The 16,450-nt window shown below is 62.0% G+C and carries 20 protein-coding genes and 1 pseudogene; 8 read left to right on the plus strand and 13 right to left on the minus strand.

Translation table 11 applies throughout. From position 1 onward, the window contains the following. Positions 1–48: 48 nt before the first annotated feature. The 4 genes from NKI69_RS13900 to petA all read right to left on the minus strand — a co-directional run bounded on the left by NKI69_RS13900 (position 49) and on the right by petA (position 3,651). Complete coding sequence (locus tag NKI69_RS13900; RefSeq protein WP_023809836.1) at positions 49–744, minus strand: acid phosphatase; 696 nt, start codon at positions 742–744, stop codon at positions 49–51. A 127-nt stretch (positions 745–871) separates the two neighbouring features. After that, positions 872–1,744, minus strand: a complete 873-nt coding sequence (locus NKI69_RS13905; protein WP_023809837.1) for a cytochrome c1 — start codon at positions 1,742–1,744, stop codon at positions 872–874. A 28-nt stretch (positions 1,745–1,772) separates the two neighbouring features. Then, the gene (locus tag NKI69_RS13910) at positions 1,773–3,074 is read right to left on the minus strand and encodes a cytochrome b (protein WP_013529985.1); all 1,302 of its coding nucleotides are present in this window, start codon (positions 3,072–3,074) and stop codon (positions 1,773–1,775) included. A gap of 16 nt (positions 3,075–3,090) precedes the next feature. Further along, entirely contained in the window at positions 3,091–3,651 is a 561-nt protein-coding gene (petA, locus tag NKI69_RS13915; RefSeq protein WP_023809838.1) for a ubiquinol-cytochrome c reductase iron-sulfur subunit, read from the minus strand. Between the two features lie 260 nt (positions 3,652–3,911). Here petA and NKI69_RS13920 point away from each other — a divergent pair, with 260 nt between their 5' ends. From NKI69_RS13920 to NKI69_RS13930, 3 genes and pseudogenes are all read left to right on the plus strand, one after another. After that, complete coding sequence (locus NKI69_RS13920) at positions 3,912–4,187, plus strand: type II toxin-antitoxin system Phd/YefM family antitoxin (protein ID WP_031212730.1); 276 nt, start codon at positions 3,912–3,914, stop codon at positions 4,185–4,187. Next, the gene (locus NKI69_RS13925; RefSeq protein ID WP_023809840.1) at positions 4,187–4,609 is read left to right on the plus strand and encodes a type II toxin-antitoxin system VapC family toxin; all 423 of its coding nucleotides are present in this window, start codon (positions 4,187–4,189) and stop codon (positions 4,607–4,609) included. Before NKI69_RS13920 ends, NKI69_RS13925 begins: the two co-directional genes overlap by 1 nt. Continuing rightward, positions 4,610–4,955 (plus strand): annotated as a pseudogene (locus NKI69_RS13930) (cupin domain-containing protein). Positions 4,956–5,017: 62 nt separating this feature from the next. Here the strand turns inward: NKI69_RS13930 and NKI69_RS13935 are convergent. From NKI69_RS13935 to NKI69_RS13955, 5 genes are read right to left on the minus strand one after another with little or no spacing between them, the layout of a single operon-like run. Next, positions 5,018–5,329 (minus strand): DUF6665 family protein, encoded by a 312-nt coding sequence (locus NKI69_RS13935; protein ID WP_023809841.1) that lies wholly within the window; start codon positions 5,327–5,329, stop codon positions 5,018–5,020. Position 5,330: 1 nt separating this feature from the next. Then, on the minus strand, positions 5,331–5,822 hold the full coding sequence (locus NKI69_RS13940; protein ID WP_023809842.1) for a GNAT family N-acetyltransferase: 492 nt from the start codon (positions 5,820–5,822) through the stop codon (positions 5,331–5,333). Positions 5,823–5,825: 3 nt separating this feature from the next. After that, positions 5,826–7,709: an ABC transporter ATP-binding protein gene (locus tag NKI69_RS13945; protein WP_023809843.1), complete on the minus strand. Its 1,884-nt coding sequence runs from the start codon at positions 7,707–7,709 to the stop codon at positions 5,826–5,828. A 10-nt stretch (positions 7,710–7,719) separates the two neighbouring features. Further along, the gene (locus NKI69_RS13950; RefSeq protein ID WP_023809844.1) at positions 7,720–9,606 is read right to left on the minus strand and encodes an ABC transporter ATP-binding protein; all 1,887 of its coding nucleotides are present in this window, start codon (positions 9,604–9,606) and stop codon (positions 7,720–7,722) included. Positions 9,607–9,635: 29 nt separating this feature from the next. Next, positions 9,636–10,031: a hypothetical protein gene (locus NKI69_RS13955; RefSeq protein WP_023809845.1), complete on the minus strand. Its 396-nt coding sequence runs from the start codon at positions 10,029–10,031 to the stop codon at positions 9,636–9,638. Positions 10,032–10,494: 463 nt separating this feature from the next. Between NKI69_RS13955 and NKI69_RS13960 the strand changes: the two genes are divergently transcribed. Together NKI69_RS13960 and soxR are read left to right on the plus strand one after the other, a co-directional pair. Further along, positions 10,495–10,953 (plus strand): tRNA (cytidine(34)-2'-O)-methyltransferase, encoded by a 459-nt coding sequence (locus NKI69_RS13960; RefSeq protein WP_023809846.1) that lies wholly within the window; start codon positions 10,495–10,497, stop codon positions 10,951–10,953. A gap of 161 nt (positions 10,954–11,114) precedes the next feature. Beyond that, positions 11,115–11,576 (plus strand): redox-sensitive transcriptional activator SoxR, encoded by a 462-nt coding sequence (gene soxR, locus NKI69_RS13965; protein WP_023809847.1) that lies wholly within the window; start codon positions 11,115–11,117, stop codon positions 11,574–11,576. On the opposite strand, the gene NKI69_RS13970 is transcribed toward soxR, so the two are convergent. After that, positions 11,573–11,830, minus strand: a complete 258-nt coding sequence (locus NKI69_RS13970) for a hypothetical protein (RefSeq protein WP_352721663.1) — start codon at positions 11,828–11,830, stop codon at positions 11,573–11,575. The genes soxR and NKI69_RS13970 overlap by 4 nt on opposite strands. Before the next feature lie 167 nt (positions 11,831–11,997). On the opposite strand from NKI69_RS13970, the gene hemF reads away from it, so the two are divergent. The 3 genes from hemF to NKI69_RS13985 all read left to right on the plus strand — a co-directional run bounded on the left by hemF (position 11,998) and on the right by NKI69_RS13985 (position 13,896). Then, positions 11,998–12,912 carry an oxygen-dependent coproporphyrinogen oxidase gene (hemF, locus tag NKI69_RS13975; RefSeq protein WP_023809848.1) on the plus strand — a complete coding sequence of 305 codons (915 nt, stop codon included), beginning with the start codon at positions 11,998–12,000 and terminating at the stop codon, positions 12,910–12,912. A gap of 310 nt (positions 12,913–13,222) precedes the next feature. Then, on the plus strand, positions 13,223–13,483 hold the full coding sequence (locus tag NKI69_RS13980) for a DUF1344 domain-containing protein (RefSeq protein ID WP_023809849.1): 261 nt from the start codon (positions 13,223–13,225) through the stop codon (positions 13,481–13,483). 227 nt (positions 13,484–13,710) lie between these two features. After that, positions 13,711–13,896 carry a DUF1059 domain-containing protein gene (locus NKI69_RS13985; protein ID WP_013529972.1) on the plus strand — a complete coding sequence of 62 codons (186 nt, stop codon included), beginning with the start codon at positions 13,711–13,713 and terminating at the stop codon, positions 13,894–13,896. 1 nt (position 13,897) lies between these two features. Here the strand turns inward: NKI69_RS13985 and NKI69_RS13990 are convergent, their stop codons facing one another. Genes NKI69_RS13990 through NKI69_RS14000 form a run of 3 tightly spaced genes read right to left on the minus strand, consistent with a single transcriptional unit; the run spans position 13,898 to position 16,421 of the window. Then, positions 13,898–15,163, minus strand: a complete 1,266-nt coding sequence (locus NKI69_RS13990) for a CCA tRNA nucleotidyltransferase (protein ID WP_352721665.1) — start codon at positions 15,161–15,163, stop codon at positions 13,898–13,900. Continuing rightward, positions 15,160–15,792, minus strand: coding sequence for a CoA pyrophosphatase (locus tag NKI69_RS13995; RefSeq protein WP_023809851.1), 633 nt, complete (start codon positions 15,790–15,792; stop codon positions 15,160–15,162). Before NKI69_RS13995 ends, NKI69_RS13990 begins: the two co-directional genes overlap by 4 nt. Further along, positions 15,792–16,421: a DUF1285 domain-containing protein gene (locus NKI69_RS14000; protein WP_023809852.1), complete on the minus strand. Its 630-nt coding sequence runs from the start codon at positions 16,419–16,421 to the stop codon at positions 15,792–15,794. The genes NKI69_RS13995 and NKI69_RS14000 overlap by 1 nt, the downstream gene beginning before the upstream one ends. Positions 16,422–16,450 lie beyond the last annotated feature (29 nt).

The raw sequence follows: 16,450 nt of genomic DNA on the forward strand, positions 1-16,450 counted from the left end.
AAGGAGCGCCTTAAGCGCCCCTTCCCGTCTAAATCCGGCTGACGAGGATTACATGCCGAGATCGGAACGAAGCTCGGCCCTGGCCACTTCATATTCAGCCTTGAAGTCGTCCCGGTTGAGCAGGACCGCGGCAATAACGCTGCCGGAAATCTTGCCCATCTCGACGTCGGACGCATAGTGGATGCCGCCGACCTCGCGGTTGTGGGCGTATTCGGCCGCACGCGCCATGATCTCGGCGCGCTTTTCCGGGACCATGTCGGACAGGATGATGCCCATCATCGTGCCTACGGTGGCATGGCCGGACGGCCAGGAACCGGAGCTCGACAGCTTGACCGCCGGCTTGACGAGATCGCTGAGCTGATGCGGGCGCGGGCGCTTCCAGACATCCTTGGCCGGGTCGACTACAGCCCCTTCAGTAGCCACCACGCGATCGAAGAAAGCGCTGAATTTCGGCAGCGTTTCCTTGTTGAATTTCGGCCCCATGACGTCGGCAAAGCGCCAGACATTCTCCTCGGCATCAGCCACCGCGCTGGCGACCATCTCCGGGGTGCGCGTCACCTGCAGCGTCAGCACCTCGCCGAGTTCGGCCTTGGTCTGCGCCGAATCGTTTGCCGGCGGCGGCGGCAGGATCATCGTCAGGTCGACGTCCTTGTTGGTGACGAAGGGCTGGGCGTCTTCCGCTTGCGCTGCCGAGCCGAGGATGAGCAGCAACAGGCCTGCCGCGAGCGATGCGTATCTTTTCATGAATGCGATCCTTTGATGAGAGCAGCACAGGATCGCCGGATGCGATGACGGCCATGTGACATGACCAGCCTCCGGAAATGCAAAAGGGCGCCTCTCGGCGCCCTTCGCGATCACTTGATTGTATGGCCTAGTGGGCCACGCCTTCCCACACCTTGCGCTTGGTGAGATAGACCAGCGCGCCGAACAAAAGCAGGAACACCAGAACGCGAAAACCGGTCTTCTTGCGGTCTTCCATATGCGGCTCGGCCGCCCACGCCAGGAAGGCGGAGACGTCGCGGGAATACTGGTCGACGGTCTGCGGCGCACCGTCATCATAGGTCACCTGGCCGTCGGAGAGCGGCTTGGGCATTTTCAGCGACACGCCGGACATGAAGTACGGATTGTAGTGGGTGCCTTCCGGGATCACCATGCCGGCCGGCGGCGTCTGGTCGTAGCCGGTCAGCAGCGAGTGGATATAGTCGGGACCGCCGGCATCGTATTGTGTGAAGATGTCGAAGACGAATTGCGGAAAGCCGCGCTCGACGCCGCGCGCCTTGGCCAGCAGCGACATGTCGGGCGGGGCAGCGCCGCCATTGGAAGCAGCAGCCGCTTCCTCATTGGCGAAGGGCGGCGGGAAATGGTCGGACGGCTTGCCGGGACGGTCGAACATGTCGCCGGCATCGTTGGGGCCGTCATGGATTGTGTACTCGGCCGACAGCGTCTTGATCTGCGCATCGGAATAGCCGAGGTCCGACAGCGTGCGGAACGCCACCAGGTTCATCGAATGGCAGGCCGAGCAGACTTCCTTGTAGACCTTGAGGCCGCGCTGCAACTGCGCCTTGTCGTAAGTGCCGAATGGGCCGGTGAAACTCCAGTCCATTTCCTTTGGCTCGTCGATCGGGAAATGCGTCGGATTGGCCACATTGTGTGCCTCTTCGGCGGCGATCGCCCGAGTGCCCGCGGCCCCAGCGGCGACCGCCACGAGGCCGATCAGCGCCAGCGAGGTGAGAATCTTTTTCATGCCAAATCCCCTTAGATTCTCTACCCGCTCAGCCTTTGGTTTCCGGAGCCGCCGTAGCGCCCGCCGGATGTCCGCTGCCGCCCTTGTTCTTCTCGAGCACCGCCTCGGTGATCGAGTTCGGCAGCCGTCGCGGCGTCTCGATCAGGCCGAGCACCGGCAGCGCGATCAGGAAGAAGGCGAAGTAGAACAATGTCGCCATCTGCGCCATGAACACATAGCTGCCTTCGGCCGGCTGCGAGCCCAGCCAGCCAAGCAGGATGGCATCGGCCACGAACAACCAGAAGAACAGCTTGTACCAGGGCCGGTAAACGGCCGAGCGTACCTTCGAAGTGTCGAGCCACGGCACCAGGAACAACATGACGATGGCGCCGAACATGCACAGCACGCCGCCGAGCTTGGAGTTGATCGGCCCGACATTGAAGGTGATGGCGCGCAGGATCGCGTAGAACGGCAGGAAGTACCATTCGGGCACGATGTGGGCCGGCGTCTTCAGCGGGTTGGCGACGATGTAGTTGTCGGGATGGCCGAGATAGTTCGGCAGGTAGAAGACGAAATAAGCGAAGAAGAACAGGAACACGATCATGCCGAACGCGTCCTTGATGGTCGCGTAGGGGGTGAAGGCGACAGTGTCGGTCTTCGACTTGACCTCGATACCCGTCGGGTTCGACTGGCCCACGACATGCAGCGCCCAGATGTGCAAAACGACGACGCCGGCAATCATGAACGGCAACAGATAGTGCAGCGCAAAGAAACGGTTCAGCGTCGGGTTGTCGACGGCAAAGCCGCCGAGCAGCAGCTGCTGAATCCAGTCGCCGACCAGCGGAATGGCGCTGAAGAAGCCGGTGATGACGGTGGCGCCCCAGAAGCTCATCTGGCCCCATGGCAGCACGTAGCCCATGAAACCGGTCGCCATCATCAGGAGATAGATGATGCAGCCGAGGATCCAGAGCAGTTCGCGCGGCGCCTTGTAGGAGCCGTAATAGAGGCCACGGAAGATGTGGATGTAGACGGCGACGAAGAAGAACGAGGCGCCGTTCGAATGCATGTAGCGCAGCAGCCAGCCGGAATTCACGTCGCGCATGATCTTCTCGACCGAGCCGAAGGCCAGATTGGTGTCAGCCGTGTAATGCATGGCCAGCACGATGCCGGTCAGGATCTGCGCCACCAGCATGATCGAAAGGATGCCGCCAAAGGTCCACGCATAGTTGAGGTTGCGCGGCACCGGATAGGCAACGAAGCTGTCATAGACCAGCCGCGGCAGCGGCATGCGGGCGTCGAACCAGCGTCCGAGACCGGTTTTGGGCGTATAGGTCGAGTGTCCCTCGCTCATCGAAATATCCCCTGCCTCAACCGATAAGGATCTTGGTATCGGAAATGAACTTGAATACCGGAACCGCCATGTTCTCAGGCGCCGGGCCTTTGCGGATGCGGCCGGCCGTATCGTATTGCGAACCGTGGCACGGGCAGAACCAGCCGCCGAAATCGCCTTCCTGGCCAAGCGGAATGCAGCCGAGATGCGTGCAGACCTGAACCATCACCATCCAGGCCTCCTTGCCGGGCGTGGTGCGATTGGCGTCGGTCGCCGGCGCATCGGACGGCAGATTGGCGTTGCGGGCGATCGGATCCTTGAGATCGGCGAGATTGACAGCCTCGCCGTCCTTCATTTCCTGTTCGGTGCGGTTGCGGACCACGACCGGCTTGCCGCGCCACTTGACGATCAGCGACATGCCCGGCGTCAGCGAGGCGACGTCGACTTCGACGGAAGCGAGCGCCAGCGTCGAGGCATCGGGGCGCATCTGGTCGATGAACGGCCACGCGAAAGCACCCGCGCCGACCACTGCGGCCATGCCGGTGGCGACGTAGAGAAAATCACGACGGTTGGGATCCTGGGTGTCGGTTGCGCTCACGGGTGCCTGATCCTTTCGCCTCTTCCGTGCCGGTGGCTGAGCCTTGTTCCCCGCTCAATTACGCCAACCCGACAGCGCATGGCGAACAGGCTTGCGAATTCCTCCGGCATTTGGACTTCGGTTTATGCGTGAAGCCCGTTTTTGTCCAGACGGGTGAAGGCACAAGGGCAGATTGTCGCGGGCGTTCCGCACAGCGATGAATTTGACGTGCTTGGCTAAATGTAGCAATATGTCTACATCTACTCGACGGAGGTGCTGAAATGAACATCTCAACGAAGACGATCACCATCATGTCGAGCCGTGAATTCAACCAGGACACGGCGCTTGCGAAGCGGGCTGCCAGGAACGGACCGGTTATCATCACCGATCGCGGCAAGCCTTCCCATGTGCTGATTTCGATGGAGGAATACGAGCGGTTGGAGAAGAAGCCGAGAAGCCTCGCGGACGCGATTGCCGACGATCGCCCCGAAGCAGACTTCGACTGGGAACCACCTCGCCTGGAAGGACCGTTTTTCAAGATTCCCGATCTCGACTGATGTTTATTCTCGACACCAATGTCGTTTCGAATCTGCGTCGTCGGGACAAGGCCGATCGCAACGTTTTAGCCTGGTCTGAGACCCACGACGTCGCCAGCTTTTTCATGTCGGTGATTTCGATCCTGGAACTCGAAATCGGAACACTGTTGTTGTCGAGGAAGGACACCCGCCAGGCCGCCATGTACCGTGAGTGGTTGGATCAAATACTAATTCCACAGTTCGACGACCGGATACTGAGCATAGACACGGCCGTTGTCGTGCGTTGCGCAAACCTCCACGTTCCTGACCCTAAGCCGGAACGCGATGCTCTCATTGCCGCCAGCGCGCTTGTCAATAATTTGACAGTCGTGACACGCAATACCAAGGATTTTGAGGGCACCGGGGTGAAGCTTTTCAACCCCTGGATACCCGCGAAGGGCTAGATAGCCAGGGCACAAATCATAGACCGCGACACCTGGTCTGTTCGCTCCGACCATTGGAAGGGCGAATTGCAATGTGGCGCCTACGGCTCTCCTGCCTGATCTTCAACTATCTGCCTGGCGTCGGAGGCGGCCCCGCCTGCATACACATCCCTACGCTGAGATCTTCATCATTCGCCAGGGCACCGGCCTGTTCACCGTCGGCGACCAGGAGATCGAGGCATCCGCCGGCCAGATCCTGATCGTGCCGCCCAATACGCCGCACAAATTCACCAATCTCGGCCCAGGCCCGCCGGAGACGACCGACATCCACGAGAATGGCAGCTTCATCACCGAATGGCTTGAGTAGACCATGATCCCGAAAAGTGGGAACCGGTTTTCGGAATAAGATCATGGTCCAACAAAAGAGAGTTATTTCGCGCCGAGCCTGGCCAGCACCGCTTTCGGGATGTTGTATTCACGAATGACGGTATCGTGCTTGCGCAAGCCGCACAGCTCGCGCTGGATGAAATAGCCATGCACCGCCTCGGCGGCATCCTTGAGCAGCCGGGGGCGCAGTTGCTCGTCGGCATTGTCGCGCAGCCTGGCCAACGTTTCCTCTACCCGCTGGCCGGCGCGGCCAAGTGCTGCCGCCTTTTCCGCCAATATTTCATGGCCGAGCGCGTCGAAGGCGGCTTCCGCGGACGAGGCGCCGGCTAGATGAGATGGCGGACGCAAGGACATTTCAGCTTCCTTTCCCGAAGACCATGCGGTGTGTGACGAATTCTTCGCCTTCCACGCGCTGAAAGCCAAGCCGTTCGTAGAAACCGAAGGCTTCTTGCGGCGCGCGGGTGTTCAGCACGGCGAAATGGTGACGTGCCCTGTCGATAACGGTCTCGACCAGCATCCGGCCAAGACCGTTGCGACGGTGGCGCGCACTGACGAACAGGTGCCGGACCCGGCCGTGGCCCCTGGCCTCGAAATAGGGATCGATGTTCAGCCCGCACACGCCGGCGAGTTCCCGGCCATTCCAGGCTCCGTAGAGTGCCTCGCCGCGCTTCAAGAACTTGTTACGGCCGCTAGCCCAGCCATCCGCCAGGCGCACCAGCATCCAGTAGCCCCCAAACCGGCTTTCCTGCTTCAGCGCGTCGAAGGCCGGCGTGGTTGGCCGGAGCCGCTTGAGCACATAGCTCACTCCGGGGCCGATCTCTGGAATGACCTCTGCCGATCCAACCATGCCCTACTCCGCAGGCCGCGTCTCTTCGAGCACGCTGTCCTCGTGATAGAGAAAACCGCCGGACTGCCGCTTCCACAGCCGCGCATAGAGCCCGTCGAGCGCCACCAGCTGGTCATGCGTGCCTTGCTCGACGATGCGGCCGCCGTCGAGCACCACCAGCCGGTCGAGTGCTGCGATCGTCGACAGCCGGTGGGCGATGGCGATGACCGTCTTGTTCTCCATCAGCCGCGTCAGATTCTCCTGGATTGCCGCCTCGATATCCGAATCGAGCGCCGAGGTCGCCTCGTCGAGGATCAGGATCGGCGCGTCCTTCAGGAAGACACGGGCGATCGCCACGCGCTGGCGCTGGCCGCCCGACAGTTTGACGCCGCGCTCGCCGACAAAGGCCTCGTAGCCGGCGCGGTCCCTGTTGTCGCGCAAGGTCAGGATGAACTCGTGCGCCTCGGCCTTTTTCGCCGCCGCGATCACCTCCGCATCGGTCGCGTCAGGCATGCCGAGCTTGATGTTGTCGCGCAGCGAACGGTGGAACAGCGCCGTGTCCTGGCTGACGACGCCGATATTGGCGCGCAGCGAATTTTGCGTGACTTTGGCGACATCCTGGCCATCGATGGTGATCGACCCGCTCTCCAGATCGTAGAGCCGCAGGATCAGATTGGCGAGGGTCGTCTTGCCCGCGCCAGACGGTCCGACCAGCCCGACCTTCTCGCCCGGCTTGACGACAAGGTCGATGCCGTTCAGTACGCCGAAACCTTTGCCGTAATGGAACTCGACGTTCTTCACCTCGATACGCCCGCCTGCCACCACGAGTTCCTTGGCGTCGGGCGCATCCGTGAGGCCGAGCGGCTGCGAAATCAGCGCCTTGGAGTTCTCCAGCACGCCGAGGTTTCGCAAGATGCTGTTGAGCTGCATCATCAGCCGGCCAAGCAGCATGTTGAGCCGCAGCACCAGCGACAGGGTGAAGGCGACAGCGCCGACGGTGATCGAGCCCTCGACCCAGAGATAGACGGCAAAACAGCCGATCGCCGTGATCATGATGCCCGACAGCGTCGTCAGCGCCATGCGCACGCCGGTCAGCCGGCGGGTGAACGGGCGCAATGCGTCGAGGTAGATGTCGAAACCGTTCCTGATGTAGCGGTCGTCGCCATCGGCCGAGAACAGTTTCAGCGTCTGCACGTTGGAATAGGAATCGACAATGCGGCCGGTGATCATCGAGCCGGCCTCGGCTGTTTCCTCGGCATGCTTGCGGATTGCCGGCAGATAGAGCTTGGCCAGCCAAGCGAAAGCGGAAATCCAGATCACCACCAGCACCGCCAGCCTGAGATCGAGGCCTGCGACCAGCGCCAGCGTCGTCACCGTATAGACGATCATGAACCAGACGACCTCGATGAAGCTTTCCATCAGGTCGCCGGTGGCCTGGCCCGCCTGCCAGACCTTTGTTGCGATGCGGCCGGCGAAATCGTTCTGGAAGAAGGCGTAGGACTGGCGCGAGACATGCCGGTGCGCCTGCCAGCGCACCAGATTGTAGAAGCCGGGCGTGATCGTCTGTTCGTCGACCAGCGCCGAAAGGCCGACGACGACGGTGCGGATGACCAGCACCACCACGGCCATGAAAACCAGTTCAGGGCCTGCGGCGGCCCACAGTGCGTGCCAACTGCGCTCGGCGGGAAGCTGGTCGAGAATATCGACCAGCCGCCCGACGAAGTAGAACAGGCCGGCCTCGACCAGCGGCGCGATGCCGCCGATGACCAGCATGGCGAAGAAGGCGAACTTCGCCTGGCCGACATAGTGCCAGAGAAAGCCGCCGACGCTGGTCGGTGGCCGAAGATTCGCTGGCTCCCTGAACGGATAGACCCAGTTCTCGAACCAGCGATAGACGGCTGTCATCATGCGGCGGCCATCATTCTGCGGCTTGCCCCTTTGCAAGTGCGTCGTTGGCGGCGTCGGCGGGACCGTCCTCAAGCAGGAACCCGCCCGACTGGCGCTGCCAGAGCTGCGCGTAGAGCCCGCCCTTGGCGACGAGTTCCTCGTGCGAACCTTCCTCGATGACACGACCCTTGTCCATCACCACCAGCCTGTCCATCGCCGCGATGGTCGACAGCCGGTGCGCTATGGCGATGACGGTTTTGCCTTGCATGAGCTTGTAGAGATTCTCTTGGATCGCCGCCTCGGCTTCGGAATCAAGCGCCGAAGTCGCTTCGTCAAGGATAAGTATAGGTGCGTCCTTCAACATAACGCGAGCAATGGCGACGCGTTGCCGCTGGCCGCCGGACAATTTGACGCCGCGGTCACCGACATGGGCATCGAAGCCCTTGCGGCCGCTGGCATCCGAAAGCCCGCCGATGAAATCCAGCGCCTCGGCGCGGCGCGCCGCCTCGACAAGCATCTCGTCGGTGGCATCGGGCCGGCCATAAAGGATGTTCTCGCGCACCGAACGATGCAGCAGCGAGGTGTCCTGCGTGACCATGCCGATCTGCGCACGCAGCGAATCCTGCTTCACACCGGCGATCTCCTGGCCGTCGATCAATATCTGCCCGGCTTCGAGGTCGTAGAAGCGCAGCAACAGGTTGACCAGCGTCGACTTGCCGGCGCCGGAACGGCCGACGATGCCGACCTTCTCGCCCGGTTTCACCGCCAGCGACAGGCCTTCAATCACACCCTTCTGCTTGCCGTAGTGGAAGCGAATGTCCTCAAAGCGGATCTCACCCCTGGAAACGCTGATCTCCTTCGCGTCCGGCCTGTCCTCGACAAGGCGCGGCAGCGAGATTGAGGCGATGCCGTCCTGCACCGTGCCGATGTTCTCGAACAGGCCCGACATTTCCCACATGATCCATTGCGACATCCCCCACATCCTGAGCACAAGGCCGATGACCACGGCGACCGCGCCGATCGTCACTGCTTGCCCCAGCCACAGCCACAACGCCATCGCGGTGACAGAGAACAAGAGCAATGCATTTAGGATGTAAAGCGAGCCAAAAAGCACTGTCACCAGCCGCATCGACCGGTAGACCGTTTCGAGAAAGCCGGACATGCCGTCTTTGGCGAATGACGCTTCGCGGCGTGCATGGCTGAACAGCTTGACCGTCTGGATGTTGGAGTAGCTGTCGACGACACGGCCCGTCATGATCGAGCGCGCATTGGCCTGTTCCTCGCCAACCTTGCCCAGCCGGGGAATGAAAAACCGCAGCAAAAGGATATAGCCGACCAGCCAGACGCCGAGCGGCGCGGCCAGCCGCCAGTCGGCCGAGCCGACGATGAGCAGCATGCCGAGGAAATAGACGATAACGTAGTTCAGGACGTCGATCACCTTGATGACGCATTCGCGCACGGCGAGAGCCGTCTGCATCAGCTTTGTCGCGATGCGGCCGGCGAACTCGTCCTGGTAGAAACTCATCGACTGCTTGAGCAGATAGCGGTGCACCTGCCAGCGGATGCGCATGGGATAATTGCCCATCAGCGTCTGCTGGTTGAGAAACGAATGCAGCCATACCGTGCCCGGCAGCGCGAACAGCACGATGAAGGCCATGCCGGCGAGCTTCCAGGCTTCCGTCTGCAGGAAGGTTTCGCGATTCTGCCCCGACAGCCAGTCGACGATGCGGCCGAGGAAGCCGAACATCCATACTTCGGCGATCGCGATGGCCGTCACCAGCACCGCGTCGAAAAGGATATAAGGCCATGCGCCGCGCGTATAATGCAGGCAGAAGGCAACCAGCGTCTTGGGCGGCTCGACCGGTTCCGCTGCGGGGAACGGATCGAGCCTTTTTTCAAACCAGCTAAACAACAACATAGGTTATGCCTGTGAAATGTGTTTGCCGCTTACGCGGCACGTGAGCGTACGAAATCCCCGGTACCCATGGCATCAAGGGCCGACGGTCTGGAATCACCCGGACCGTCGGCCATGCCTCGTGCAATATAGGGGCTCGCGGGCTTTTCGCCGACAGCTGCGCCAGCCGATCCTGACGACACGGTGCCGCCAGCCCGGTTTTTCGCGCCCGGCCTGACCAGCCGGATGATCCGGCGCACCAGCGACGGGCGGCTCGGATCGGGAACCGCGCGCGAAAAATCGACATCCGGCAGCATGCCGCGATGCGGCCGGCGGCGAACCTCGGCGTGAACCGCAGACGAATAGGTGTCGCCGATCAGCAGCGCCCAGGTCGGCAGTCGGTGGATATGCAGGCTCCTCGAGCCAGGTATTCTATAGGGATCGAACATCGGTCCGTCCTCCGTGTGAAAATCGAGATAAAAAGGCGAAGCAATATCGTCCGCCGGCATTCGGCCGGAGGCGCGCTTTGCGTCGGTCTGGACACGATAAGCATCGGTCCGGACACGACAAGCATCGGTCCGGACAGCTTCAGTTGGGGCGTTTAGCCCTTTTGACTTTTTGAAAACATCGCAGGATTCCTTCGAGAGCCGAAAAATCGTTTCGGCGGGAATCGGTGCGATCAAGTCTTAGAGAGTCAGGAGAATCGTCGTACCGAAACCGCCGGCAGGCAGGTAAGCCCATAAGAGGGGCGCTGGATGTGCATGGTCATCATGAATTACCCCTCCATCGGTTCGGGTTGACAATGGAGCTGACATACCCGACTTCGCAGAAAATGGCCACCCGCAGGTCCAGCAATTTCCAAAACCGCGAGCCCGCTGTGGCCGATTTGCCACTTATTAGAAAGACGCGGAAATGAACTGTCGTCTCCGCATCGCGCTCTACCAGCCGGATATCGCCGGCAACACCGGGACAATCCTGCGCTTCGCCGCTTGCCTCGGACTTGGCGTCGACATCATCGAACCGGCCGGATTTCCGCTCTCCGACAAAGCGCTCAAACGAGCCGGCATGGACTACCTCGAAATGGCTGCCCTGACCCGGCATGTCGACTGGCACGCCTTCGAGGAACGGCGCAAGGCTGGTTCGCACCGGCTGGTGCTGCTGTCGACCAAAGCGACGACGGCCTACACCGACTTCACCTTCGCCGAAGGCGACATTCTGCTGTTCGGTCGCGAATCCGCAGGCGTGCCGGATCCTGTCCATCAGGCGGCGGATGCGCGGCTGACCATCCCCATGCAGGGCACGGCGCGCAGCATCAATGTCGCGCTTTCGGTCGCCATGGCGGCGGGCGAAGCCATCCGGCAACTCGGATAGGATCCGCAACCCATCGACAACACCATGCTTGCCGCCGCCGACGACAGTGGTTTCTCCACTCATTCTTACCCAGGCACACATCGCCTTCTCCTTCGTTTGCAGACCCCGGGTTTCTTCGCTACAAGCTCAGCTTAACTTGAGGTCAAGCGGGAAAATCAGGAATGGCACCGATAACGGAATTAACGGTCGGCCAGGTCGCCATGCGCAGCGGTGTGGCGGTGTCGGCATTGCATTTCTATGAGGCCCGCGGCCTGATCCGCAGCCACCGCACGGCGGGAAATCAGCGCCGCTACGGCCGTGACGTGCTGCGGCGCGTGGCGATCATCAAGGTGGCGCAGGAGGTCGGCATTTCGCTGGCCGAGATCGGTGAAGCCCTGGCATCGCTGCCAGAAGGCCGCACGCCGACGCGCGATGACTGGAACCTTTTGTCGACCGCCTGGCGCGACGGGCTCGATCACAAGATCGCCCAGTTGAAGAAACTGCGCGACGGGCTGACCGACTGCATCGGCTGCGGCTGCATGTCGATCGACAAATGCCCGCTGCGTAACAAGGGCGACCGGCTGGCGCGCGAGGGGACAGGGGCAAGAAGGCTGGTTGCTCCGCCTCTCTCGAGGACATCCTAGTCAGCCGCAGGCAAGCGCCTGATGGTGAACTCAATCAAGTCGCCCGGCCGCTCGAACCAGCTTTCGATCTCGGTCCAGTAGGCCTGCTTGGGAAAGCGCTCGAACCATTCCTTGGCCTTGAGCCGCGCATCGGAGCGCGGCAGCACGAAGGTCTCGCGCAGGAAACCGTCGCGCGGCACACGAACACGCTCGGCACGGCTTTGGTCGAGCCTTTTCTTCAGGCCATCCAGCGGCGGTCTTGCCGGGGTGCGCACGAAACAACTCCTTGCACCTGGCGCATGACCCCGAAATCGGAATCGAGTTTCGGAAAGGATCATGCGCAAAACCAAAGTGACTTGACCCTTGCCCTTAAGAGATTAGGGATCGCGCCGGCAAAAGACGAGTCATTTGTGGGACTCGCCGCCCCAACCGGAGACGGCACTTGGAACGACCAGAAATACCGGCAGGCCTGCCCGCCGACATCGAACAGAAGAAGATGAAGGCAAGGCTGTGGTTCGAGGCGCTGCGCGAACGCATCTGCGCCACCTTCGAGCAGATCGAGCAGGATCTTGGCGGGCCGCTGGCCTCGTGGTCGCCCGGCCGCTTCGAAAAGACGCCATGGGAACGTGACGAGGGGCGCGGCGGCGGCGGCACCATGTCGATGATGCACGGCCGCGTCTTCGAAAAGGTCGGCGTCCACACCTCGACCGTCCACGGCGAGTTCTCACCCGAATTCAGGAAGCAGATGCCGGGCGCCGAGGAAGACCCGCGCTTTTGGGCATCTGGCATTTCGCTGATCGCGCATCCCTGGAACCCAAACGTTCCGGCCGTGCACATGAACACGCGCATGGTGGTCACATCTCGCCAATGGTTCGGCGGCGGCGCCGATCTAACGCCGGTGCTCGACAGCCGCCGCACGCAGGACGACCCCGACACGGTAGCCTTCCACCGCGCCATGCAATTCGCTTGCGAGAAGAACGCCGACGTCGCCGATTACCCGAAATACAAGGCCTGGTGCGACGAGTATTTCTATCTGTCGCACCGCAACGAGCCGCGCGGCACCGGCGGCATCTTCTTCGACTGGCTGCATTCGGGCGAGGACAAAGGCGGCTGGAATGCCGATTTCAACTTCGTCCAGGATGTCGGCCGCTCTTTTCTCGTCGTCTACGGCCACCTCGTGCGCGCCAACTTCAACGAGAACTGGACCGATGGCGACCGCGACGAACAGCTCATCCGCCGCGGCCGCTATGTCGAATTCAATCTGCTTCACGATCGCGGCACCATCTTCGGACTGAAGACCGGCGGCAATGTCGCGTCCATCCTTTCCAGCCTGCCACCCGAGGTCCGCTGGCCGTAACAAAATGGTGAGCCCGGCGTGAGCCGCATTGATGTCCCATTCGCTCGAAATGGGCATGGAATGTGGCACACGGTGCGGCGAAAAATTTCTTTTTCGTCTAATAGGCTATTGAAAAGACTAGTCTATTTGTGGCGCCGGGTCGGGAAGCGCCGGCGGCTCGCCTGCGCGCAATTCCAGGAAAGTGCGAAACGGCTTTCCGACGGGAATTGCGTCAAGACAAAGCGAGCCGCGACCCGACGCGACCGGACGGCCCAAGACGATGCGGGACATCTTCGTCAAAAAGATACCCGCCTTCCAGGAGTACTTCGCAATGCGCAAGATCATTGTTTCGGCTGCCGCCGCTGCCCTTCTCGCTTCCGGTTCAGTGGCATTCGCCGCCGTCAAGCACACCACCGGAACGATCAAGACCTTTGACACGACGGCCATGAGCCTGGTCCTCGATGATGGATCGTCTTTTACGCTTCCCAAAACCTTCAAGGATCCTGGCCTGACGGTCGGTGAAAAGGTCCGCGTCTCATGGGATATGAAGGGCAAGAACAAGGTCGCCGAGGCCGTCAAGGTCGCAAAATGATGGCTTGCCCGCCAGAGCAGGATGAGACGATATCCGGTCCTGTTTGGGGGTAGCGTAAGAGGGCGGAGCAGCGCCTGCTCCGCCTTTTCGCCGTTGACTGCAACCAATGCCACTCTACCTGTGTTATGCTTCTCCCGCTCGCGGCCCCAGGATCCGATCTCGGATTTGGACCGTCAGCCAAAAAAGTGCCGGAGCCTCGGGCTCCACGGAGGAAAAGGAGAAATCTCATGAAGGAATTTCACTGCGGGTCGCTCGTGCCCGGCTGTGACTGGCACACGCGTGCCGACGAGGAGGCCGAGGTCATGCGCCGTGCCGTCGAGCACATGCGCGAGACGCATGGCGAGACGGTCATCCGCGAGACGATGATCGAGGCGATCCGCTCGCGCATCGAAAAGACCCGCGACGCGGCCTGATCTACCCGGCCTTCAAGGCTTCGGCGGCGCGCTTGAGGAGCGCGTCGCGATTAGGGGTAAACCCGGCTTCGACCCATTCCGCTTCAAGATTCCTGAGGATTTCGCCCAGTTTCGGCCCCGGAGTTGCGCCGAGCGCCGTCAGATCGGCACCTTTCAGCGGAAATAACGGCTTTTCCCATTTGGTGGCGAAGGCAAGCAGGCGCGAAAAACCACCGGCTTCGAGCAGCGCCTCATTGTCCTCGACGGCGCGCACCCTGGCTGCCGCAAGCGACAGCCGCAGACGGTCGACAAACCCCTGCCGGTCACCGCGATAGAGCCTTTTCGCCAGTTCGCCCTCGGTCGTCTTCGGCTCGACGGCGCTGGCAAGCGCCCAGTGACGCAGGCGATCCGCTTCGGCGGTCGAGAGTTTGAGCCGCTCGGCGAGCGTCTTCATGCGAGCGGCATCGGGCGGCACGATCGCTTCCAGTCTGAGCAGCGGGTCGGGTGCCCAGCCCAGATCCTTCCCGGCCTTGGCCAACCCATGGATGGCATCGATGCCCCATTTCTCGCTTTCCGGCAGCGCTGCGGTCAAGACACCTGCCTGCCGCATCCAGAGCAGCGCGCGTGACGGATCGGGCGCCGACAAAAGTTTCTTCAGTTCCGACCAGATTCGCTCGGACGAAAGCTGGGCCAGCCCTTCCTTAAGCCGGGCACAGGCTTTCAGCCCTTCGGCGTCCGGCCGCCCGTCGCCGTACCAGGCGAAGAAGCGGAAGAAGCGCAGGATGCGCAGGTAGTCTTCGCGAATGCGCGCTTCCGGGTCGCCGATGAATCGCAGCCGGCGCGCCTCGATGTCGGCAATGCCGTCAACCAGGTCGACCACCTTGCCATCGGCCCCGGCATAGAGCGCGTTGATGGTGAAGTCGCGCCGCTCGGCATCGAGCTTCCAGTCGCGCCCGAACGACACTTTCGCGCGCCGCCCGTCGGTCTCGATATCAGCGCGCAAGGTGGTGATTTCATAAGGTTTTCCGCCGGCAACCACGGTGATTGTCCCATGCTCGATGCCGGTTGGCACCGCCTTGAACCCTTCCGCTTCGGCGCGGCGGAGGGTTTCCTCCGGCAGGCAGGTGGTGGCGATGTCGATGTCGGCGACCGGCTGGCCCATCAGCGTGTTGCGCACCGCGCCGCCTGCGACTCGCGCCTCTTCACCGCCTTCGGCCAGTGCGAACAGCAGGCGCTGCAGATGCTTGTCGCCGAGCCAGTCGGCCCTGTCCGCGATCGAGACACTCACGCATAAAGCCTTTCATAGAGGGTACGGATGATGCCGGCGGTGACGCCCCAGATGCGCCGTTCGCCGTAAGGCATGTCGTAGAAGAACCATTCGAGATCGTTCCACATACGGCTGTCGCGCTTGTGGTTGGCCGGGTCCATCAAGAAGCGCAGGGGCACTTCGAAAGCGGCGTCGACCTCGTCGGCGTTGAGCGTCAGTTGGAAACCGGGCAGCACGATGCCCAGCACCGGCGCGATGCGGTAGCCGCTGCCGGCCACATAGTCGGGCATGCGGCCGATGATCTCGATGCGGTCTCGGCCAAGCCCGATCTCCTCGAAGGTCTCGCGCAGCGCCGCAGCCTCAGGGCTCGGATCGGTCGGATCGATTGTGCCGCCCGGAAATGCCACCTGCCCCGAATGGCTGCGCAGCTTTTCGGCCCGTTTGGTCAGGAGAACCGTCGCATCGCCCTCATGATCGACCACCGGGATCAGCACCGCGGCATTGCGCAGCGCCATGCCCTGATTGAGGCGCGGATGGCCGGGGTTAAAGCGATGATCGCCATAATCGTCGCCTGCATGCGCATCGGGCTGCACGGCAAAACGCGCGCGAAAATCCGCGGATGAAAACGGCGCCGGCGTCACCTGGTCCATCACGCGCTCAGCCGCTTCAACTGGTCCGCCGGCATGATCGGGAACACGGCGCCCTTGGAGCGCACCGCGAACATCGTCTCGCCGCCGATCTCGACCTCCTCGCAATGCCCGACCAGTTCATACATCACCGGCCGCGCCACCAGCGCCTCCAGACGGCCACGCACCAGCACATAGGGCTTCAATCCGCCGGTCTCGTTCTCGTCGACAAAGCGCAGCGGCCGTTCCGGCCCGGCCTCGACGACATCGCCGACATTGGTGCGGAAGGTGATGGTCTGCGCTTCGCCGCTACCCGAAACGTCCATTTCGACGGCGATGAACGGCGCATCGGCGACGCGGATGCCGACCTTTTCCACCGGTGTCACCAGATAGGTCCTGCCATCGGCGTCCTTGCGCAGCACCGAGGAGAAAAGCTGCACCAGCGGCATGCGCCCGATCGGCGTGCCCAGATAGAACCAGGTGCCGTCGGACTTGATCTCCATGTCCAGATCGCCGCAGAAGTCGGGATTCCAGCGTTCGACGGGTGCCGCGCCCTTGCCGGCACGGGCGGCGCGCGAGATGAGTGCCTCGAGGCCACGCGCCTCGGTGGCACCAGTCAGGCTTTCTTCACGATGTACCAAGGGTCCCGTCATGGTCACGAAATAGTCACTGTTGTTCCGCT

The sequence above is a fragment of the Mesorhizobium sp. M0491 genome, assembly GCF_040321265.1.
In the GTDB taxonomy this organism is placed as follows: domain Bacteria; phylum Pseudomonadota; class Alphaproteobacteria; order Rhizobiales; family Rhizobiaceae; genus Mesorhizobium.